Annotated in this window: 17 protein-coding genes; 7 read left to right on the top strand and 10 right to left on the bottom strand. The window is 72.8% G+C overall.

Features of this window, described 5'->3' with window-relative positions; all coding sequences use genetic code 11:
- Positions 1–3: 3 nt before the first annotated feature.
- The 8 genes from ACH4RG_RS15625 to ACH4RG_RS15590 all read right to left on the bottom strand — a co-directional run bounded on the left by ACH4RG_RS15625 (position 4) and on the right by ACH4RG_RS15590 (position 9,699).
- A complete protein-coding gene (locus tag ACH4RG_RS15625) occupies positions 4–1,392 on the bottom strand; it encodes a hypothetical protein (RefSeq protein ID WP_397916890.1) in 1,389 nt (462 codons plus the stop codon).
- Between the two features lie 296 nt (positions 1,393–1,688).
- Positions 1,689–2,672, bottom strand: coding sequence for an N-acetylglucosamine kinase (locus ACH4RG_RS15620; protein WP_398160648.1), 984 nt, complete (start codon positions 2,670–2,672; stop codon positions 1,689–1,691).
- Entirely contained in the window at positions 2,663–3,928 is a 1,266-nt protein-coding gene (locus ACH4RG_RS15615) for a 6-phospho-beta-glucosidase (protein WP_397916888.1), read from the bottom strand. Before ACH4RG_RS15615 ends, ACH4RG_RS15620 begins: the two co-directional genes overlap by 10 nt.
- A gap of 2 nt (positions 3,929–3,930) precedes the next feature.
- Positions 3,931–4,842 carry a carbohydrate ABC transporter permease gene (locus ACH4RG_RS15610; RefSeq protein ID WP_397916887.1) on the bottom strand — a complete coding sequence of 304 codons (912 nt, stop codon included), beginning with the start codon at positions 4,840–4,842 and terminating at the stop codon, positions 3,931–3,933.
- 3 nt (positions 4,843–4,845) lie between these two features.
- Positions 4,846–5,787, bottom strand: a complete 942-nt coding sequence (locus ACH4RG_RS15605) for a carbohydrate ABC transporter permease (RefSeq protein WP_397916886.1) — start codon at positions 5,785–5,787, stop codon at positions 4,846–4,848.
- A gap of 6 nt (positions 5,788–5,793) precedes the next feature.
- The gene (locus ACH4RG_RS15600) at positions 5,794–7,125 is read right to left on the bottom strand and encodes an ABC transporter substrate-binding protein (protein WP_397928088.1); all 1,332 of its coding nucleotides are present in this window, start codon (positions 7,123–7,125) and stop codon (positions 5,794–5,796) included.
- 59 nt (positions 7,126–7,184) lie between these two features.
- Entirely contained in the window at positions 7,185–8,408 is a 1,224-nt protein-coding gene (locus ACH4RG_RS15595; RefSeq protein WP_397916884.1) for an ROK family protein, read from the bottom strand.
- A gap of 226 nt (positions 8,409–8,634) precedes the next feature.
- Positions 8,635–9,699, bottom strand: coding sequence for a mechanosensitive ion channel family protein (locus ACH4RG_RS15590; RefSeq protein ID WP_397916883.1), 1,065 nt, complete (start codon positions 9,697–9,699; stop codon positions 8,635–8,637).
- Positions 9,700–10,012: 313 nt separating this feature from the next.
- Here ACH4RG_RS15590 and ACH4RG_RS15585 point away from each other — a divergent pair, with 313 nt between their 5' ends.
- Positions 10,013–10,549 carry an HNH endonuclease gene (locus tag ACH4RG_RS15585; protein ID WP_003969129.1) on the top strand — a complete coding sequence of 179 codons (537 nt, stop codon included), beginning with the start codon at positions 10,013–10,015 and terminating at the stop codon, positions 10,547–10,549.
- A 108-nt stretch (positions 10,550–10,657) separates the two neighbouring features.
- On the opposite strand, the gene ACH4RG_RS15580 is transcribed toward ACH4RG_RS15585, so the two are convergent.
- Positions 10,658–13,648: a beta-N-acetylglucosaminidase domain-containing protein gene (locus tag ACH4RG_RS15580; protein ID WP_397916882.1), complete on the bottom strand. Its 2,991-nt coding sequence runs from the start codon at positions 13,646–13,648 to the stop codon at positions 10,658–10,660.
- 354 nt (positions 13,649–14,002) lie between these two features.
- Between ACH4RG_RS15580 and ACH4RG_RS15575 the strand changes: the two genes are divergently transcribed.
- From ACH4RG_RS15575 to alc, 5 genes are all read left to right on the top strand, one after another.
- Positions 14,003–14,314, top strand: coding sequence for a hypothetical protein (locus tag ACH4RG_RS15575; RefSeq protein ID WP_397916881.1), 312 nt, complete (start codon positions 14,003–14,005; stop codon positions 14,312–14,314).
- Positions 14,315–16,735, top strand: coding sequence for a 4-alpha-glucanotransferase (gene malQ / locus ACH4RG_RS15570; protein WP_398539662.1), 2,421 nt, complete (start codon positions 14,315–14,317; stop codon positions 16,733–16,735). It begins immediately after the preceding gene.
- A 5-nt stretch (positions 16,736–16,740) separates the two neighbouring features.
- Positions 16,741–16,953 (top strand): hypothetical protein, encoded by a 213-nt coding sequence (locus ACH4RG_RS15565; RefSeq protein WP_397917236.1) that lies wholly within the window; start codon positions 16,741–16,743, stop codon positions 16,951–16,953.
- A gap of 143 nt (positions 16,954–17,096) precedes the next feature.
- Entirely contained in the window at positions 17,097–18,005 is a 909-nt protein-coding gene (locus tag ACH4RG_RS15560) for a LysR family transcriptional regulator (protein ID WP_397916879.1), read from the top strand.
- Positions 18,006–18,070: 65 nt separating this feature from the next.
- A complete protein-coding gene (gene alc / locus ACH4RG_RS15555; protein ID WP_397916878.1) occupies positions 18,071–19,225 on the top strand; it encodes an allantoicase in 1,155 nt (384 codons plus the stop codon).
- Between the two features lie 93 nt (positions 19,226–19,318).
- Here alc and ACH4RG_RS15550 read toward each other — a convergent pair whose 3' ends face one another.
- Positions 19,319–19,852, bottom strand: a complete 534-nt coding sequence (locus ACH4RG_RS15550) for a hypothetical protein (protein ID WP_398539661.1) — start codon at positions 19,850–19,852, stop codon at positions 19,319–19,321.
- A 208-nt stretch (positions 19,853–20,060) separates the two neighbouring features.
- On the opposite strand from ACH4RG_RS15550, the gene ACH4RG_RS15545 reads away from it, so the two are divergent.
- Positions 20,061–20,522 carry a hypothetical protein gene (locus tag ACH4RG_RS15545; RefSeq protein WP_398539660.1) on the top strand — a complete coding sequence of 154 codons (462 nt, stop codon included), beginning with the start codon at positions 20,061–20,063 and terminating at the stop codon, positions 20,520–20,522.
- Positions 20,523–20,562: the final 40 nt, after the last annotated feature.

The raw sequence follows: 20,562 nt of genomic DNA, 5'->3' as shown, positions 1-20,562 counted from the left end.
CTCTCACCGGTACTCCGCGAGCCTGCGGTTGACCCCGACGATCACGGCGGCGGCCCCGATGACCGCCAGCGCCGCGGCGCCGATCGGCAGGCCCCGCAGGGCGCCCCGCCCGTCCTCCGCCGCCGCGGTGAACTCGTCCTGCTCATGCGCGAGCGCCTTCTCCAGCGCGGCGTCCACCCGCTGGAAGGACTGCCCGGTGGAGCCCTCGGTCCCGATGATCTGCTCCAGGGCGCCGTCGTAGTCGCCGCGGTCGTCCGTGGCACGCGCCTCGCGGTGGCGGCCCTGCCACTCGGACACGCCCTTGGCCGCGTCGAGGACCGGCGCGTTGCCGCTCTCGTCGTCCGCGAGCCGGTCGGCCTTCTCCAACCGGTCCTTCAACGCCTTCATCCCCGTGCCGTAGTCCGCCTCGTACTGGTCGGCGGAGCCGTCGGGGGTCAGCACCGCACCGCGCGCCACCAGGGTGAGGTTCTCGTTGGCGCGCGCCTTCAGGGAGTTGATCCGCGCGTCGTTGAGCACATCCAGGGACGCCTGGCCGTGCACCATCGCCGACCGCAGCTCCGTACGGGCCACCGCGTGCCCCACGGCCAGCCAGAGCACCACCACCGAGGCGGCGGCCGTCGCCGCCAGCAGCCCGTGGTTCAGCACCCGGTTCGTCCGGCGGTAGGTGCGCCGCTGCATCCACCCCAGCGCGCCGAGCACCAGGATCCCGGCGCCGAGCGACAGGAACGGCCACTGCCGGGCGTCGGCGGAGTCCGTCTCCAGCCGGCCCGTCTCCGCCGCGTACAGCCGCTCGGCGGCCGGCAGCATCTCGCCGGTCATCTTCTGGTTCGCGTACCGGAGATAGGCGCCGCCCAGCGGCAGACCCTGGCGGTTGTTGGCGCGGGCGCGCTCGATCAGGCCCGTGTAGACCGGGAGCAGCTTGTTGAGGGTGGCTATCTCACGGCTGGACGCGCTGTCGGAGTCGGTGCTCCCCGACGCCTTCACCAGCAGCCGGGCCGCCTCCTCGATGTCCTTCCGATACTGCTCGTGCACGGCCTCGGGCTCCTGCGCACCCGCGAGGAACCCGCTGGCCGCCGTCGTGTCCGCGTCCGCCAGGAAGCGGTAGATGTCCGCCGCGTCGGCGCTGAGCGGCTGACTGCGGTTGACCACGTCGTCGGCCGACGAGGCCCGCGACGAGATCTCCAGGGTGGTCACCGCGCCGAACGCCACGACCAGCAGCGCCAGGACGGCCCCGATGATCCGGAGCCGGCCGGGCTCGGTCGTCGCCGCGGCGCGCAGGCGCTCGGTCTGCGCGGCCCACGTGGTGCGGCGCTGTGCGTCCACGTCGACGTGCGCGGACACCGGGTCCGGCGTGCGCAGCGTCTGCGTGCCGCCGCTCGGCGGGTGTGTCACTCGACCTCCCCCTCGGTCACTGACGGCAAGTCCCCTGACCGGCCCCCGCATTCGATCAGGGCGGGCGCGACCGATCAAGGCAAGCGGCGCAACGTGCCCGGATACATCCCCATAAGCGAACGGACTTCGGCGTACGGACGTCGACGAACGGACTCCCCATCAGGTACACGTTCCGGAGGTCCGATCGGTTCCCTCGCACCCCGTGTGCGCCCGGCGTTCACCCGTACGAGGAGCGTCCCCCCACGCACATCGCGTGAAGGGACGCTCCCTGACGTACGGCGTTGTCGCGGAGGCGTTCAGACGTACTGCGCGCGCAGCCTCCGGTGGACCTCCGGCGCCGCGCCCGTACGGTCCAGGCCCAGCAGCGCCGCGCCCAGCACCGGCGGTTCGGACACGACGCGCACCTCGGCCTTCGGGGCGCGTGCCGCCAGGAGCGCGGTGATCCGGTCGTTCAACTGCGGATGGCGGGCGGCCAGCACACTGCCGCCCAGCAGCACCGGAACCTCCTCCGCCAGCAGACCGAGCCGCCCCAGCGCCACCGAGGCCATCGCCACCACCTCCTCGGCCAGCCGCTCCACCAGCGCGAGGGCCACCGGGTCCCCGCCCGCGGCGGTCGCGAAGAGCACCGGTGTCAGCTCGTGCCGCCGCGCCGACGGGATCCCGCCCCGGTGCAGCGCCTCGATGAGCGCGTACATCGAGGCGAGCCCGAAGTGGCCGGGCAGCGCACGGGCCAGCTCGGACGGTTCGCCGCGCCCGTCCTCGGCGCGCGCGGCGAACCACAGCGCCTCCTCCGCGAGCCCCGAACCGCCGCCCCAGTCACCGGATATCCGCCCGATCGCCGGAAAGCGGGCGGTCCGCCCGTCCGGGGTCATGCCGACGCAGTTGATCCCGGCCCCGCACACCACCGCGACGCCCCGGGGCTCGTCCACCCCGGCGCGCAGGATCGCGAAGGTGTCGTTGCGCACCTCCACCGAGGAGCCCCAGCCGCGGGCCTGAAGGGCCCCGGCCAACTCGGCCTCCTCGACCGGCAGATCGGCGTTGGCCAGGCACGCGGAGACATGGGCGGACGCGCCGAACGGGCCACCGGCGTCCGGCAGCTCCGCGACGGCCCGCTCCAGCGCGGCGGCCAGCACGTCGATCGCGGCCTCCACCCCGACCACGGGCGGCTGGAAGCCGCCGCCGCGCGCCGAGGACAGCACCGTGCCGTCCTCGCCGATCAGCGCCACGTCGGTCTTGCTGTTGCCGGCGTCGATGGCGACGACCGACACGTTCACGCCCACGAAAGGTGCTCCCGGTTGTGCGCGATCAGCCGGTCGGTGAGCCCCTCGGCGTACGCGTACTGGCCGATCAGCGGGTGGGCGAGGAGCGCCTTGAAGACCCGGTCCCGGCCGCCGCGCAGCGCGGCTTCCAGGGCGAGGTCCTCGTACGCCGTCACGTTGGCGATCAGTCCGGCGTACAGCGGGTCCAGCGCCGGCACGGCCAGCGGTGTCGCGCCGTCGTGCCCGACCCGGGCCTGGACCTCGATCACCGCGTCGTCCGGGAGGAACGGCAGGGTCCCGTTGTTGTACGTGTTGACCACCTGGACCGGAGAGCCGCCGTTGCCCAGCAGGGACGCCGCCAGGTCCACGGCCGCCTCGGAGTAGAACGCGCCGCCGCGCTTGGCGAGCAGCTCGGGCTTCTCGTCCAGCGTCGGATCGCCGTACATCGCGAGCAGCTCCTTCTCCATCGCCGCGACCTCGGCGGCCCGGGACGGCTTGGTGCCGAGCTCCCTGACCACCTCGTCGTGGGAGTAGAAGTAGCGCAGGTAGTAGGAGGGGACGACGCCGAGCCGGTCGACGAGCTGCCGGGGCATGTGGAGGTCGTCGGCGATGGCGTCACCGTGCTCGGCGAGCAGCTTCGGCAGGACGTTCTCGCCGTCCGGGCCGCCGAGGCGAACCCCCAGCTCCCAGGTCAGGTGGTTGAGCCCGACGTGGTCGAGGTGCACCTCGGAGGGGTTCACGTCCAGCAGCCGGGCGAACTTCCGCTGGAAGCCGATCGCCACGTTGCACAGGCCGACGGCCTTGTGCCCGGCCTGGAGCAGGGCGCGGGTGACAATGCCGACGGGGTTGGTGAAGTCGATGATCCAGGCGTCCGGGTTGGCGCGGCGGACCCGCTCGGCGATGTCCAGGACGACCGGCACGGTGCGCAGGGCCTTGGCGAGGCCGCCGGCGCCGGTGGTCTCCTGGCCGACGCAGCCGCATTCCAGCGGCCAGGTCTCGTCCTGGTTGCGCGCGGCCTGTCCGCCGACGCGCAGCTGGAGCAGGACCGCGTCGGCGTCGGCGACGCCCGCGTCGATGTCGGTGGTGGTCGTGATCCTCCCGGCGTGGTCCTGCTTGGCGAAGATCCGCCGGGCGAGGCCCCCCACCAGGTCCAGGCGGTCGGCCGCCGGATCGACGAGCACCAGCTCCTCGATCGGCAGCGTGTCCCGCAGCCGGGCGAATCCGTCGATCAGTTCGGGGGTGTAGGTGGACCCGCCACCCACTACTGCGAGCTTCATAGTCAGCCCTTTACTCCGGTCAGTGTGACGCCCTCGACGAATGCCTTCTGGGCAAAGAAGAAGACGGCGATCACGGGGGCCATGACCAGAACGGTCGCGGCCATGGTCAGGTTCCAGTCGGTGTGGTGTGCGCCCTTGAAGGATTCGAGGCCGTAACTGAGCGTCCAGGCGGCCGGGTTCTCGGAGGCGTAGATTTGTGGCCCGAAGTAGTCGTTCCAGGCGGCGAAGAACTGGAAGAGGGCGATGGCCGCGATGCCCGGCTTGGCCATCGGCAGGACGACCTTCATCAGCGTGCGGAACTCGCCGCAGCCGTCGACCTTGGCGGCGTCCAGGTACTCGTTCGGGATGGTCAGCAGGAACTGGCGCAGCAGGAAGATGGAGAACGCGTCGCCGAAGGCCATCGGGATGATCAGCGGCCACAGGGTGCCGGACAGGTCCATCTGCTTCGCCCAGAACAGGTACATCGGGATGATGACGACCTGCGGCGGCAGCATCATCATCGAGATGACGAGCATCAGCGACAGCTTGCGGCCCCGGAAGCGGAACTTCGCCAGCGCGTAGGCCACCGGTACGGACGAGACGACGGTGAGGACGGTGCCGACGCCCGCGTACAGCAGGGTGTTGCGCCACCAGGTCAGGAAGCCCGGGGTGTTGAAGACCCGCTCGTAGTTGCCCCACTCCCAGGTGTTCGGGGTGAGGTCGCGGGTCAGCGCCTGCTGGTCGCTCATCAGCGAGGTCAGCACCACGAAGACGAACGGCAGCACGAAGAAGAGCGCGGCGGCGATCCCGAGCGAGTGCACGGCGATCCAGTGCAGCAGCGCCTTGCGGCGGGCGGTGCGCGCGGCGGGGGTCAGCGGGGAGTTCTCCGGCGAGGCGGTGGCGGTCTTGTCGACGGCGTGGAGGAGTTGGGTCATGGCTCAGTCACCGGCCTGGATCAGGTTGTTGCGGCCCCGCATCAGCAGCGCGGTGAAGGCCATGGCCAGGGCGAACAGGACGAGGGCGACGACACAGGCGGCGCCGTAGTCGAAGCGCTGGAAGCCCAGGTTGTAGACGAGCTGCGGCAGTGTCAGTGTCGACTTGTCGGGATAGCCGGGTTCGAAGGACTGCCCGGAGCCGCCGATGACCCCGGAGGCGACCTTTCCGGCGACGAGCGGCTGCGTGTAGTACTGCATCGCCTGGATGACGCCCGTCACCACGGCGAACAGCACGATCGGCGAGATGTTGGGCAGGGTCACGAAGCGGAACTTCTGCCAGGCGGACGCGCCGTCCAGCTCGGCCGCCTCGTACTGCTCGGTCGGCACGTCCAGCAGCGAGGCCATGAAGATGACCATCAGGTCCCCGATGCCCCACACCGCGAGCATGGTGAGCGCCGGCTTGGACCAGGTGGCGTCGTTGAACCAGCCCGGCGTCGGCAGCCCCAGGTCCCCGAGGATCGCGTTGACGGGCCCGGTACCGGGGTTGAGCAGGAAGACGAAGGCGAGTGTCGCGGCGACCGGAGGGGCCAGATAGGGCAGGTAGAACAGGGTCCGGAAGACCCCGGTCCCCGTCTTGATCTTCGTGATCAGCATCCCGATGCCGAGGCCGAAGACGACCCGGCAGGTGACCATGACGAGGACCAGCCACAGGGTGTTGCGCAGCGACGGCCAGAACATCGGGTAGTCGCCGAAGACGTAGGTCCAGTTGGTCAGCCCGTTGAAGACCGGCGCTCCGAAGCCGTCGTACTGGGTGAAGGAGAAGTAGACGGTCGAGATCATCGGATACGCGAAGAAGACCGAGAACCCGATCAGCCACGGCGACATGAAGGCCGCGGTGCGCAGCGCCGACCTGCGACGCTTGGAGCGGAGTGTGTGCGTCGTCATCGGGGGCTACTTGGCCTTGGCGATGTCGGTGTCGATCTGCTGCGCGGTCTTCTCCAGACCGGCCTTCAGGTCCTTCACCGCGCCCTTCTCGTACTGGTAGCCGAAGTCCTGGAGCGTCAGCTGGTACGTCGACCCGTTGACGGCCCCGTCCGAGGTGCTGGACTCGGGGTGCTGGGCGATGTCCAGGAAGGTCTTGAACCGCGGGTCGAACTTCAGGTCGGGCGACTTCAGGGCATCGAGGGTGGACGGCACGTTACGGATGCCGTTGGCGAAGGCGACGACCGCCTCGGTGTCGCTGGTCATGTACTTCACCAGCTCCCACGCGGCGTTCTGCTTCTTGCTGGCGGGGGCGATGCCCACGATGGTGCCGGAGAGGAAGCCCTTGCCGTAGCTGTCGGCCTCGTCGTCGGCGACGGGCATCGGCGCGACGCCGATCTCGAAGCCGGCCTTGGCGCTCTCGGCCATCCCGAGCCGCCACTCGCCGTCCAGCTGCATGGCGACCTGCCCGGTGTGGAACGGGTGCTTGGCGCCCCACTCGTCGCCGAAGGTGCCGCGGTACTTCTCCAGCTTGTCGTAGCCGCCGAGGTCCTCGACGAGCTTCTTCTGGTACGTGAACATCTCCGCGAACGCCGGGTCCTTGGCGATGTTGGACTTGCCGTTCTCGTCGAAGTACGTGTGGTCCCAGGAGGACATGTAGTGGCTGGCGACGGTCTCGTAACCGTGGAAGGTCGGCATGAAGCCGAGCTGCTCGTAGCTGTCGCCCTTCTCGACGGTCAGCTTCTTCGCGACGCTCGCCAGCTCCGACATGGTCTTCGGCGGCGCGGTGATGCCGGCCTTCTCGAAGGCGTCCTTGTTGTAGTAGAGGCCGTAGGCGTCGGTGAGCAGCGGCAGGGCACAGCGCTTGCCCTCGAACTGGGTGTAGTCGAGGAGGACCTTCGGGAAGGTCTTCTCCAGGTCGAGCTTCGACTTCTCGATGAACGGCTTCAGGTCGGCGAACGCGCCGGACGAGCAGAACTTGCCCACGTTGGCGGTGGTGAAGGAGGAGACCACGTCGGGCCCGTCCGAACCGCCCGCGCGCAGCGCCTGGTTGAGCTTGTCGTCGTTGATGTTGCCGGAGACCTTCACCGTGATGTTCGGGTGGGCCTTCTCGAACCGGTCGATGTTGTCCTCGACCGCCTTCACCTCGGCGGGCGCGCTCCAGCCGTGCCAGAAGTTGATCGTGGTCTTCGCGTCCGGGTCGTCGGAGGCGCCGGCCTCGGACTGTCCGGTACACGCGGTGGCGAGCACCGATATCGCGGCGACGGCGACGGCGGTGGTGGTGAGACGGCTTGTGCGCATGACAAAACTCCCAGGGACGGGGAAGAGGCAGACGACGGGGAACGGGGGAGGAGCGTGGTTCAGCGCGAGGTGTCGAACACTTCGTCGCGGGTGTCGGCGAGCGCCCTTTCCAGGGCGCCGCGCAGGACGGGGGTGCGGTCGATCTCGCCGACCACGAGCCGCGGCCGGGAGGCGGCGAGCTCGGCCAGCTCGGACTGGATCAGGGAGCGCAGGATCTCGCCGCCCGCCGCGACCGCTCGGCCGGAGAGGACGATCAGCCCGGGGTCCAGGACGGCGGTGACGGAGGCGAGGCCGGTGGCGAGCCGCTGGGCGTACTGGCGCAGCAGCTCGGTGAGCGCCTCGTCCCGTTCGTACGCGTCGGCCGCCCGCGCCAGCAGGTCCGCGGCGACCTTCGCGTACGGCTGCTGCGGGGTGTCGACGCCCAGCGCCTTCGCGAGCCGGGGCACCGCCTGGGCGCCCGCCAGCTCCTGGAAGCCGCCGCTGTTGGCCTTGACCACCTGGCGCACGAGCGGGGTGCCCGGCACCGGCAGGAAGCCGACCTCGCCCGCGCCGCCGGTGAAGCCGCGGTGCAGCCGGCCGTTGATGACGAGGGCGGCGCCGAGGCCTTCCTCGTTCCACAGCAGGACGAAGTCCTCGTGGCCGCGGGCCGCGCCCAGGCGCTGCTCGGCGACGGCGACCAGGTTGACGTCGTTCTCGTACTCCACCGGCATCGGCAGGAACGCGGCCAGCTCGTCCAGCAGGGTGGGGGAGTGCCAGCCGGGCAGGTGCGAGGCGTACCGCAGCCGCCCGGTGCCCGGGTCGAAGGCGCCCGGCGTGCCGATGACGACCCGGTGGACGTCGGCGCGGGTGAGCCCGGCGTCCTTCACCGCCCCGTCCAGCGCGTCGGCGACCTGGCGCACCACGCTGTCGGCGCGTCGGCCCGGGGTCGCCAGCTCGAACTCCCCGACGGTGCGACCGGTCACGTCCGCGACGGCGGCGACGATACGTCGGCCGTTCACGTCGAGCCCGGCCACATGGGCGGCCCGCGCGTTCACCGTGTAGAGCTGCGCGTTGGGCCCCGGGCGCCCCTCGCTGGTCCCGGTGGCGACGACCAGTCCCGCCGCTTCCAGCCGGGCCAGCAATTGGGACGCGGTGGGCTTGGAGAGGCCGGTCAGCTTCCCGATCCGGGTCCGGGAGAGCGGCCCGTGCTCCAACAGCAGATCGAGGGCGGCCCGGTCGTTCATGGCCCGCAGCACCCGTGGTGTGCCCGGGGTGCCGGGTGCGCCGGGAGTGGGTCCCGCCATGGTGGATGCACCGCCCTCTGTCAGGGACTCACGCCCGTGACTCTGTTAGGAAAGTTTCCTATTTGGTTGAGAGGACGGTAGGCCGCAGGTCACCGGGGCGTCAATGGGTGACCCCCGTCCGGCAATCAAAGTGTTACCCGGCATCGCGACGCCCCCGGTCGCCACCCTGGGGTCCAGGGGGCGGCCGGGGGCGCTGCGGCACGGGTTGCTTGTGCGGGTTCGGCGGCTACTTGCTCAGGTTCGTCGGCGGGGGGATCGGGGTCGCCGCCAGCGACTGCGGGGAGACGGCCGAGGCGTAGGCGGAAGGGGCGGCCATCCCGGCCGTCGGGTCGGGGCCCTCCCCCTCCGTCTGGAGCGGCACCGTGCCGACCATCCGGATGCCCGCGTCGTCCAGCGCCTGCTTGACGCGCCAGCGCAGCTCGCGCTCCACACCGAGCGCCTTGCCCGGCATCGTCTTCGCGGTCACCCGGACCGTCATCGAGTCCAGCAGCACCGCGTCCAGGCCGAGCACCTCGACCGGGCCCCACAGCTGCTCCGACCAGGGCTCTTCCTTCGTCATCGTGGCGGCGGCGGTGGCGATCGCCTCGCGGACGTGCTCCAGATTCTCCGTCGGGCGCACCGTGACATCGATCCCGGCGGTGGACCAGCCCTGGCTGAGGTTGCCTATCCGCTTCACCTCGCCGTTGCGGACGTACCAGATCGCGCCGTTCTCGCCGCGCAGCTTGGTGACGCGCAGTCCCACCTCGATGACCTCGCCGGAGGCGACCCCCGCGTCGATGCTGTCCCCGACCCCGTACTGGTCCTCAAGGATCATGAAGACGCCGGAGAGGAAGTCCGTGACCAGGTTGCGGGCGCCGAAGCCCAGGGCCACACCCGCGACGCCGGCGGAGGCGAGAAGGGGTGCCAGGTTGATCTTGAAGGCGCCCAGGACCATCAGGGCGGCCGTTCCCATGATCACGAACGAGGCCACCGAGCGCAGCACCGAGCCGATCGCCTCCGAGCGCTGGCGTCTGCGCTCGGCGTTCACCAGCAGCCCGCCCAGCGCCGTGCCCTCCACCGCCTGGGCGCTGCGGTTCATCCGCTCGATCAGATTGGTCAGGGCGCGCCGGATCAGATAACGCAGGGTGACCGCCACCGCCACGATCAGCAGGATGCGCAACCCGGTGCTCAGCCAGATGGACCAGTTCTCCTCGACCCAGCCCGCGGCGTTCCCGGCCTGTTCGGCGGCGTCGCCCAGCGAGCCGCCCGGCTCGGGAGACGGGGCTGCGGCCAAGAGGACGGACAGCGACACGGCAGGGACCTCCAGGGGGACGACGGCTGGTCGTAACCCTAACGAAGCCGGGGGAGTGGATCGTTGCCGTCGCGGGAGGAGAGAGAGGTCTCACCGGGAACACCTGCGTTGTGGCCGATCGCACAGTGCGGACGGCCGCCCAGGTGAAACACCTGTTCGGTCCTGCCGAACGGCGTGTGGAGCCCGGAGTGAGAAAAATCCTCTCGGCCCGTTACCCGTACGTGGTGGCGCTTTGACCAGGCATGAGGAGAGACTGAGATCGGATCGTCCCGGCGCGAGCCACGCGCCGCCGGCGTACAAGGAGGCATCCACCGTGCCGCACGTCCTGGTTCTCAACGCGTCGTACGAGCCGCTCGGCGTCGTACCGCTCCGCCGCGCGCTCGTCCTCGTCCTGGAGAACAAGGCCATCTGCCTTGAAGAGTCCGGCTCCTTTCTGCACAGCGCCACCCGTGCCGTGCCCGCACCCAGTGTGGTCCGGCTCAAGCGCTTCGTCCGGGTCCCCTACCGGGGGCCCGTCCCCCTGACGCGGCGGGCGCTGTTCGCCCGGGACGGCGGGCGCTGCATGTACTGCGGGGCCGCCGCGACCAGCGTCGACCACGTCATTCCGCGCAGCCGCGGCGGACAGCACGCCTGGGACAACGTGGTGGCGGCCTGCCGCCGCTGCAACCACGTCAAGGCCGACCGCCACCTGCCCGAGCTCGGCTGGCGGCTGCGCCACCAGCCCGCCCCGCCGACCGGCCTGGCCTGGCGGATCATCGGGACCGGACACCGCGACCCGCGCTGGCTGCCGTACTTGCAACCGTTCGGCGCGGACGACGTGATGGCCCGGATCGACGGCGTGTCCGCCTGAGACCCGGGCCTTCGTCGTTTCCCTGTACGCACGGGGTCAGTCCGTACGTACAGGGTCAGCTGTTCGTAGGAGGTCAGTCCGGTGCGCGGTCAGTCCGTACGCGCGCGGTCAGTCCTCCACGACCGCGTACGCCTCCACCGACCAGAGCGAGTAGCCGTACTCCGTCGCCCGGCCGTCCCCCTGCACCCGGATGAACCGGGCGTCCTCCGCGTCCATCCGGACCGACTCGCGCCCGCCCCGGCCCTCCGTCACCGTCGCGGCGGTGCGCCAGACGCGGCCGTCGGCGGAGACCTGTATCCGGTAGCGGGAGGCGTACGCGTCCTGCCAGTTCAGCACCACCTGGCCCAGGCGCACCGGCTCCGGCAGCTCGGCCCCCCACCAGGCCCCGTCCTCCACCGGCGAGGACCACCGGGTCTCCGGATCGCCGTCGGAGGCCGCCGACGCGGGAAAGTCCGGGGTCTCGTCGCCGGACGACGAGGCCTTCGCCGTACGCGCCAGATCCGGGCCGCCCGTACGCGGGAAGGCCCGCACGGTCAGCGTGGACTCCTGGTCGCCGAAGGTCAGCGGAACCTCGTACGCGCCCGCCGGGGTGTCCGCCGGGACCGTGATGTCCACGGGCACATCGGTGCGCGATCCGCGCGGCACGGTCGTCTGCTTCGGGACCCGCACCTCGATCCCCTCGGGGGCCTTCGCGGTGAGCTTGCCCTTCACCTCGACCGGACGCCGCCCGGCCAGCCGGGCCGCGACCCGCTGGGGTTCGCCGCCGATCTCCGCGTCCGTCTCGCCGCGCGTCAGGTCGAGCGTGGCGGCGGGCTCGTCGCCGAACCACGGCACCAGGGCGCGTACCTGCGGGGACCCCGCCACGACGGCGGGGGAGGGGGGCAGGGTGGGGCTGAGGTACGAGGGCGGGGCGGTCCGGGCGGCCTCCGGCACCGTGACCCGTACGGCGTCCGCGCGCAGCCCCTTCGCGGCGGTCTGGGTCCAGCCGCTCGGCGAGAGCTTCCCCAGCGCCCGCCACCCCTCACCGGGCACGTGGGCCTCCACGACCGCGTCGGTGAGGGCGGCTCCGGGCTCGGCGAGCGCCGTGACGGCCTCCACCGGGCGGGGCGCGGCCAGCCGGACCGTATAGCTGTGCGCGTCCTTCGTGACCCGGCCCGAGGCGCGGTCGGTGCCGTTCCATCCGGCCGCCACCTTCGCCGCCCTGTCCAGGAACGGGTCCAGCACCCCTTCGCCGACCGTGGCCCGGCTCGCCTCGATCTCCTCGCGCAGCGGCTCCAGGGCCAGCTGGACGCGCCAGGCGGCGGCGCCGTCCCCGGCGGCCTGGGCCTGGAGCAGGTCCACCGCGAGCTCACCGGCCCGGCCGTAGCGGGCCAGCTGCTCCGTCCAGGGGCGCACCTCTTCGGTCAGCCGGCCGTCGGCGGGGGTCTTCAGCCGCTCGGGGGCCCCGCGCATCACGGAGAAGGCCGCGCGCAGCTCGGCTGCCGCCCGGTCGCGGCGGGGGGCGTCCGCGCGGGAGCTCCAGAACGCGTCGAACAGGGGCTGGAGGTAGGCGGACTCCTTCGCGCCGAGCACCGAGCCCGCGCTGTTCCCGGCCAGCGCCAGCAGCGCCTCCCGGGCGCCCGCGTCCCCGCCCGCCAGATCCTCGACGGCAGCCCGCCACGACTCGTCCGGGCGGTACCCCTTCGGGTTCCAGGCGAAGTCGGCGGCGGTGAACAGCGGGATCCGCGAGGCGGACGCCTGCTCCATCGCGTTGGCCAGCAGCGCCGCCGAACCGCTCGCCACGGCCGGGTCCCGGCCGGTGTACGGGCCGAGGAAGATACGGTCCTGGGCGTAGTCGTTGACCGGGTAGTTGTCCATGGTCACCAGCGGGTGGCGGAACGCGGCGCGGGCCCCGGCCAGTTCACCGCCGGTGATCTTCTTCGGCACCACACCGACACCGGTCCAGGCCACCTGCACCCGGTCGTCCAGCTCGGCCGCCAGCGCGGTGCGGTAGTCGGTGGCCCCGTCCTGGTAGAACTCCGTCGGCAGCACCGACAGCGGGGCCGCGTCCGGGTGCCGTTCCTCCAGATGCCGGGCGAGGGCGCCCGCGACCCGGGCCTGCGCGCGGGCCGCCGCCTTCGGACCACTGCCGAAGGTCTCCGCGTCCAGGTCGCAGTGCCACTCGCTGTAGCTGACGTCCTGGAACTGGAGCTGGAAGACCCGGATGCCCAGCGCCCACATGGCGTCGATCTTCTTCGTCAGCGCCCGGACGTCCTGGTCCGAGGCCATGCACATCGCCTGGCCGGGAGAGACCGCCCAGCCGAGCGTGACGTGCTCGGCGCGCGCCCGCTCGGCGAGCGCCCGGAACTCGGCCCGCCTGTCGGCCGGGTACGGCTCGCGCCAGCGCGCCAGCCGGTAGGGGTCGTCGCCCGCCGCGTAGAGATAGCGGTTCTGCTTGGTGCGGCCCATGAAGGAGATCTGGGCGAGCCGCTCCTCGCGTGTCCACGGCTCTCCGTAGAACCCCTCGGCCATGCCGCGTACGGCGGTTCCCGGCCAGTCCCGTACCGTCACGCCGGCCACCGAGCCGTCGGCGATCAGCTGGCGCAGGGTCTGGACGCCGTGGAAGAGGCCGTCCGCGCCGAGCCCGTCCAGCGCGACGGTGGCGCGCCCGGAGACCCGGCCGACCGCGATGCGGTAGCCGCCCGACGGCAGATCGGCCCGGTCGGGAGCGCGTAGCGACCGCAGTGCGTCGGCGGCTCCGCTGCCGCCGACGTGGACGACGGGCCCGCCGCCCGGCAGGGTCTCGTGCAAGGTCCGGACGCCCGCCCCGCGCAGCAGGGTGCGCGCCTGCTCGACGGCGTACGGATCGGCGTCCGGCGCGGCGACGAGCGTGGCCTCGGAGCCCAGCGGCACGGCGGGCCCGGTGGTCTTCAGGCTCTGCGGCCGGGGCCAGACGGACGGGGTCCGCGCGCTGTCGGCGCGGTCGGCGGAGCCGACCGCGGGCCTGCCGGGATCGGCGGGAGCGGCCGTCGCGGCCGGAGCGACGGAGACGGATCCGAGGAGTCCGCCGATCACGGCGGCGGCCACGGCCGTTGCCTGCCCTCTGCGCCCGATCCGCACGTCGCGCTCCCCTTCGTACGTACCAACTGCCGGTGGTGGACCGCCGTGCCGACCCCTCGGACCGCGGGCGGTGGGCCCCGGCGGGCTCCGAGCCCACCACCCGGGCACGAGGGTGTCAATGCGCGTGGCCGTTCTGTCGTATTTGCCGGGAATAGCGACGCCTTCGAGCTCTCTGGGGCTGGTGTGGCGGCCGTGAGTGGCCGAAAACGGCCCATACCTGCCGTTCGGGGGAACGGAGTGTGACCCGGAGCACGTTGGGCTCGTTGTCATAACGCCTGCGTCACGTCCACGTCTGCCACGGCGAGGCCTGGGTAGGCCTGCTGTGTCCTGTTCTCCATGGCCAGGAGGCCACCCATGCCCGCTGCCGCGCAGCTTCTGCTCTCCGCCCTCTCCAAACAGGTACCCACGCAGTCCGAATCCGCGCCGCTGACCAGCGAACTCCCCCTTGCCGACGTCGCCCACCTGATCAGCGGGCCACCGCTCGCCGATGTCTCCCTCCTGCTCGGCGCATCCTCCTTCGCCGATTCCGCGCCGCTGACCAGCGAGCCTCCGCTCGCCGATGCCACCCCTCTCACGAGCGAGCCTCCGCTCGCCGCCGTCGCCCCTCTGACCAGCGAGCCGACCGCACCCGGCACCGCAGGGGGCATGGAGTTCCCAGGAGTCTGAATGGGCTTGTCCCGGCTCGCCGCACTGCACGGTGTCGCCACCTCCTACTCCCCGTCGCCGGATGTCACGGTGTCCGTCCCCGACGACACGGTCATCGCCGTGCTCGCCGCGCTGGGCGTCGACGCCGGCACTCCGGCGGACGTACGGAAGTGCCTCGTCGCCGTCGAGTCCCGCTCGCGCCTGCTGCCGCCGACCGTGGTGGTCTGGGCCGGCGAGCCCCTGCCGACCGCACTCGCCGGGCTGCCCCCCGGCTCGACCGTCACGGTCGAGCCGGAGCCGGCCGATACCCCGGGACCTCCCCCGGGCCGCCCGCCCGACCCGCTGACCATGCGGGTCCGGGCGGCGGCCACCGCGCCGCCCGTGCCGCCGCCGGGCACCGCTGCCGCGCCTCCGATGTCTCCGGGGGGCGTCGCCGGAGCCACCGCCCCACTCGTCGCCTCCACCGCGCCGTCCGTCGCCCCCGGTACCACCGCGCCGTCCGTGACGCCTCCGGGTGGTGCGGACTCCGTCCCGTCCGTGACGCCTCCCGCGGGTGCCGCCACCGCCTTCGCGTCCGCCTCCGCGCCGCACCCGCACCGCGCCGACGGGGAGCCCGGCGCTCCGGCCGCCGTCCCCGCCTGGTGGATCCCGCCGCCCCCCGGCGTCCACCGCGTCCACGTCCGTACGCCGGACCACCGCGGCGCCACGGCCACCCTCGTCGTCGCCCCGGCCCGCGTCCCGCAGCCGCCCGAGCGCTCCCACGGCTTCCTGGTCCAGCTCTACTCCCTGCTCTCCGCCCGCTCCTGGGGCATGGGCGACCTAGGCGACCTGGCCGACCTCGCCGCCTGGGCCGGGCGGACCCTCGGTTCCGGGTTCGTCCAGGTCAACCCGTTGCACGCGGCCGTCCCCGGGCACCCCACCGACCCGTCCCCGTACCGCCCCTCCTCGCGCCGCTTCCCCGACCCGGTGCACCTGCGCGTCGAGTCGATCCCCGAATACGGCCATGTCCGCGACCGGGTCACCCTGGACGACCTCCGGCAGGACGCCGCGGCCCTCAGCGACGCCGTGCTGCGCAAGGGCGCGCTGATCGACCGGGACGCCGTGCGGGAGCTGAAGCGGCAGGCCCTGGAGCTGGTCGTCGAGGTGCCGCTCACCCCCGGCCGCCGCGCCGCCTACTGCGACTTCCTGGCCGAGCAGGGCCAGGCGCTGGAGGACCACGCCCTGTGGTGCGCGCTCGCCGAGGTGCACGGCCCCGACTGGCACACCTGGCCCGAGGCCCTGCGCGACCCCCGCTCCCCGGGAACCGCCCGCGCCCGGACCGAGCTGCTGGACCGGGTCGACTTCCACTGCCGTCTCGCCTGGCTGACCGCCACCCAGCTCGCCGACGCCCAGCGGGCCGCCGAGGACGCCGGGATGGGCGTCGGGATCGTCCACGACCTCGCCGTCGGCGTGCACCCGGCCGGCGCCGACACCTGGGCCCAGCAGGAGGCCTTCGCCCACGGCATGTCCGTCGGCGCGCCCCCCGACGCCTTCAACGCGCGCGGCCAGGACTGGGGCCTGCCGCCCTGGCGCCCCGACGTCCTCGCCGCCACCGGCTACGCCGCCTACCGGGGCCTGCTGCGCGGACTGCTGGCCCACGCCGGGGCCCTGCGCATCGACCACGTCATGGGCCTGTTCCGGCTCTGGTGGGTCCCCGAGGGACGTCCGCCCACCGACGGCACGTACGTCGCGCAGGACGCCGAGGCGATGCTCGCCGTCCTCGTCCTGGAGGCCGACCGGGCCGGGACCGTCGTCGTCGGCGAGGACCTCGGCACCGTCGAGCCCGGGGTCCGCGAGGCGCTCGCCCGGCGCGGCGTGCTCGGCACCTCGGTGCTCTGGTTCGAACGCGACTGGGACGGCGACGGACGGCCCCTCGCCCCGGAGGAATGGCGCCGGGACTGCCTGGCCACCGCCACCACCCACGACCTGCCCTCCACCGCCGCCCGGCTGACCGGCGACCACGTGACGCTGCGCCACCGTCTCGGCCTGCTCACCCGCTCCCTGGAGGAGGAGCTGGCCGAGGACGCCACCGACACCGCCGAGTGGCTGGCCCTCCTCGCCCGGCTGCGGATGCTCCCCGAGGGCGACGGCGACGAGGAGGCCGCCGTCCGGGCCGTCCACCGCTTCCTGGTGCGCACCCCCGCCCGGATGACCGGCGTCTGGCTCCCCGACACCGTCGGCGACCGCCGCCCGCAGAATCTCCCCGGCACCTGGGACCAGTACCCCAACTGGCGCCTCCCGATCGCCGACGCCGAGGGGCATCCGGTCACCCTGGAGGAGATCACCGCCTCGCCCCGGCTGCACGCGCTGATGGACGTCCTGCGGCCCCGAAAGCCTCGTACGGCACCCCCGGGCGAGCGCCGTCCCCAGCCGTTCGCTACGTTGGCACCGTGGAAAAGATGAACGCTATGCGCGCCGGCGTCGTTGCGGCCGGGACGACGCTGATGATGCTGCTCATGTCGAGCCCGGCGCTCGCGCTCACGCCCGACGACGGTGACGACCCGGCTCCGCGCCTGAGCGCGGTCGAGACCATCGGTCTCTACGTCGTCGCGCCCATCGCCCTGTTCGTGGTGATCACGGGCCTCGTCATGGTCCTGGACAAGTCCAAGAAGCAGATCTGACCCGCACCCGTACGCCCTGCGCGAAGGATGCGCCGCCGGTGGGCACCACCGCGCGGCGCATTCGTGCGTCCGGCCCCGGACGCCGACGTGTGCACGGCCGAGGGGCGGGACCACGGCCCGCGCCGGGCCGGTAGGTTGCGTCCATGACCGAGTGGGACGTCAAGAAGCTCCGCATCCTGCGCACCCTGCGCGACCGGGGCACGGTGACGGCGACCGCCGAGGCACTCCTGATGACCCCCTCCGCCGTCTCCCAGCAACTCACCAACCTGGCCAAGCAGCTCGGCGTGGACCTCCTGGAGGCCCAGGGCCGCCGCGTCCGTCTCACCGACGCCGCCCACCTCGTCCTGCGCCACGCGGAGGCGGTCTTCGCCCAGCTGGAGCGGGCCGAGGCCGAACTGACCGGCTATCTGCGCGGCGAGGCGGGCGAGGTCAGGGTGGCCGCGTTCTCCACCGCCGTGCCCGCCCTCGTGGTCCCCGCCGTCCGGCTGCTGCGCGCCGAGGACCGCCCGGGGCCCGACGTACGCGTACGGGAGGCCGAGGCCGCCCAGGCCTACGAGCTGCTCACCGCGGGCGAGGTGGACCTGGCCCTGTCGCTGGCCGCCCACGCGCCCACCGCCCGCGACCCCCGCTTCAGCCTCTTCCCGCTGCTCGCCGACCCGCTGGACGTGGCGCTCCCCGCCGACCATCCGCTGGCCGGCGCACCCGCGCCGCGCCTCGCGGACCTGGCCGCCGACCGCTGGATCTTCGGCGGCTCGGGCCCCTGGTCCGAGATCACCACCGCCGCCTGCGAGGCGGCGGGCTTCGTCCCCGAGCAGGCCCACAGCGCCGCCGGGTGGACTGCGATCCTCGCCCTGGTCGAGGCGGGCATGGGCGTCGCGCTGGTCCCCCGGATGGCCGCCCGGGAGCGGCGCGAGGGCGTGGTGATGCGGGTGCTGGAGACGGACCGGCCGCGCCGCCATGTCGTGGCGGCGGTCCGGCACGGGGCGGAGAGCGGACCGGCGGTGGCCCGGGTCCTCGCGGCGCTCACCCAGACAGCCGCATCATTCAGCTGAGCTGAAAGATACCTGCGAAAACTTTCGATGGACTTGACGGGTCCATGGGGGCGAAGGTAGGAGCCATGACCTTCGACGCGAGCGAGACCACATTCCAGGACCCCGACACCGACCCCCACGCCAATGACGCCGCGCCCTACGGCGGCGGCGACCCTTACGCCGACTACCGCGAAGCGGGAGACCTCCCCTTCACCGAGCTGGTCGACCTCGCCGACCGCCGCCTCGGCGCGGGCGTGATCGCCGCCAACGACGAGTTCTTCGCCGAGCGCGAGAACCTTCTGATCCGTGAGCGCGCCGTTTTCGACCCCGAGCACTTCGGGCACAAGGGCAAGATCATGGACGGCTGGGAGACCCGCCGCCGCAGGGGCGCGGACGCCGCGACCCCCTTCCCGGCCCCCGAGGACCACGACTGGGCCATCGTCCGCCTCGGCGCGCCCGGCATCGTCCGCGGCCTGATCGTCGACACCGCCCACTTCCGCGGCAACTACCCGCAGCGCGTATCCGTGCAGGCCACCTCCGTCGAGGGCGCCCCGAGCCCCGAGCAGCTGCTCGCCGACGAGGTGAAGTGGGAGGAGATCCTCCCGCCCACCCCCGTACGCGGCCACGCGGCCAACGCCTTCGAGATCACCGGCGGCCGCCGCTACACCCACCTGCGCCTCTGCCAGCACCCCGACGGCGGCATCGCCCGCCTCCGCGTGCACGGCGAGGTCGTCCCGGACCCGGCCTGGCTCGCCGCGCTCGGCACCATCGACCTGATCTCGGTGCTCAACGGCGGTACGTACGAGGACGCCTCCGACCGCTTCTACTCCTCGCCCACCCAGATCATCCTGCCGGGCACCTCCCGCAAGATGGATGACGGCTGGGAGAACCGCCGCCGCCGCGTCCGCGACACCAACGACTGGGTCCGCTTCCGCCTCCCCGCCCAGGGAGCGGTCCGCGCGATCGAGATCGACACCGCCTACCTCAAGGGCAACTCCGCCGGTTGGATCGCCCTCCAGGGCCGCAACGGCGACACCGGCGAGTGGTTCGAGATCGTCCCGCGCACCCGCCTCCAGCCCGACACCCTCCACCGCTTCGTGCTGCGCGCCCAGGCCGTCGTCACCCACGTCCGCCTCGACGCCTTCCCCGACGGCGGCGTGGCCCGGATGCGTCTGCACGGCACGCTCACGGAGTCCGGCGCGGCCGAGCTGACCCGGCGCTACGAGGAGTCCGGCGCGTGACCCCGTAACCCTCGGGTCGGCCCCAGCTCCCGCCCGGCGGACGGTTGCGCTCCCGCGCCCGCCCGCCGGGCGGTCTCCACTCCGGGCGGCGGCTCAGGCGACGTACGCGGAGAAGCGCAGCGTCTCCGCCAGCACCCGCCAGGTCCCCCGGGCGAACACCCGGTTCACCGTGTTGCAGAAGGCCTCGCCCGTGCAGTCGGTGGGCCGGTCCTGCCAGGCCCGGACCGTCAGGGAGTGGAAGCCGAGGGTCCGCGAGAACGCGAAGCGGATGTGCATGCCCCGGCCCAGCTGGTGCCCCGGCAGCGTGTTGATCTGGAAGAAGTCGTTCCCGATGTGCTCCACCTCGACCGGATTGCCGCCCAGCAGCTCGCAGCGCGCCCCCGCCCGGATCCGCCCCGCACAGCCGCCGCTGACCGGGAACAGCCAGAAGTGGTCGGTCAGCTGCTCCCGGACCTCGTCCGCGCCGGTGAGCGGATGCAGCCCGAGGCCGTAGCCGTACGTGTAGAGGTCGTAGCAGCCCGCCGGACCCGCCCGGCAGTCCGGCCGGCCGGTCACCGGGGCGGCGGGGCCCGACAGCAGACCCGCGCACAGCGCCAGCGCGACCGGCACGACGGCGGAGCCGGGCATCCGAACCCTCCCGTGGCCTGCGACCGAAGCTTCCTGCGACGACCCTTCGGACCGTAGGCCACGGGAGACCCGGTCGCGCGCGGGCGGCAGCCGAACGCGCGAGGGCCGAATGCGCGAGGGCCGAATGCGCGAGGGCCGAACGGGCGGCGCGCGGTACGGGCTTTGCGGACGTTCGCACCCGATACCGCACTCCCCGGGGGAGGAGCAGGTGGCAGAGGCCGTGCTGTGCGACGGACTGGATCCGGATGATCCGGACGCCGTCACGGTCGTCGTGGTCGTGTCGGACGTCGCCGACGATCACGAGCGCGCCGTGGCCCGGCTCGGGACGTACGGGTACGAGGGGGAGAACTGTCTCTACCTGGTGCAGACGGACGGCTGGGCCGAACGGCGGCTGGACGGCGAGCTGCTGACCGTGGACATCGTCGCCCACCCCGCCCTGCTCGGGGGGCTGGAGGTGGACCGGGAGCGGTTCACCGAACGCTCCTCGGGCGACCCGGCGGCTTTGCGGCTGCTGCGGGTGGCGGTGCGCGTCGACCCCGGGACGTACGACCGGGCCTCGGAGGTCACCCTCGTCCTGACCGTGCCCGCCGGGACCCCGGCCGAGCAGGCCGTGGAGTGGGTCCGGACCGGTGCGCACGGGCCGCTCGTCCTCACGCCACGGCCGGAGTAGCGGGTCGCAGGCGCACGGGAAAGGGGGCGCCCCCTCCGCC

Source organism: Streptomyces sp. NPDC021019 (genome assembly GCF_044333295.1).
GTDB lineage: Bacteria > Actinomycetota > Actinomycetes > Streptomycetales > Streptomycetaceae > Streptomyces.
Note: the sequence above shows the minus strand (reverse complement) of the source record. Positions and strands in the feature narration are given on the sequence as shown.

Coding starts and splice junctions, on each gene's coding strand:
- ACH4RG_RS15600 (WP_397928088.1), bottom strand. CDS start 7,125: ATGCGCACAAGCCGTCTCACCACCACCGCCGTCGCCGTCGCCGCGATA.
- ACH4RG_RS15615 (WP_397916888.1), bottom strand. CDS start 3,928: ATGAAGCTCGCAGTAGTGGGTGGCGGGTCCACCTACACCCCCGAACTG.
- ACH4RG_RS15550 (WP_398539661.1), bottom strand. CDS start 19,852: ATGCCCGGCTCCGCCGTCGTGCCGGTCGCGCTGGCGCTGTGCGCGGGT.
- malQ (WP_398539662.1), top strand. CDS start 14,315: ATGGGCTTGTCCCGGCTCGCCGCACTGCACGGTGTCGCCACCTCCTAC.
- ACH4RG_RS15610 (WP_397916887.1), bottom strand. CDS start 4,842: ATGACCCAACTCCTCCACGCCGTCGACAAGACCGCCACCGCCTCGCCG.
- ACH4RG_RS15560 (WP_397916879.1), top strand. CDS start 17,097: ATGACCGAGTGGGACGTCAAGAAGCTCCGCATCCTGCGCACCCTGCGC.
- ACH4RG_RS15575 (WP_397916881.1), top strand. CDS start 14,003: ATGCCCGCTGCCGCGCAGCTTCTGCTCTCCGCCCTCTCCAAACAGGTA.
- alc (WP_397916878.1), top strand. CDS start 18,071: ATGACCTTCGACGCGAGCGAGACCACATTCCAGGACCCCGACACCGAC.
- ACH4RG_RS15565 (WP_397917236.1), top strand. CDS start 16,741: ATGCGCGCCGGCGTCGTTGCGGCCGGGACGACGCTGATGATGCTGCTC.
- ACH4RG_RS15605 (WP_397916886.1), bottom strand. CDS start 5,787: ATGACGACGCACACACTCCGCTCCAAGCGTCGCAGGTCGGCGCTGCGC.
- ACH4RG_RS15595 (WP_397916884.1), bottom strand. CDS start 8,408: ATGGCGGGACCCACTCCCGGCGCACCCGGCACCCCGGGCACACCACGG.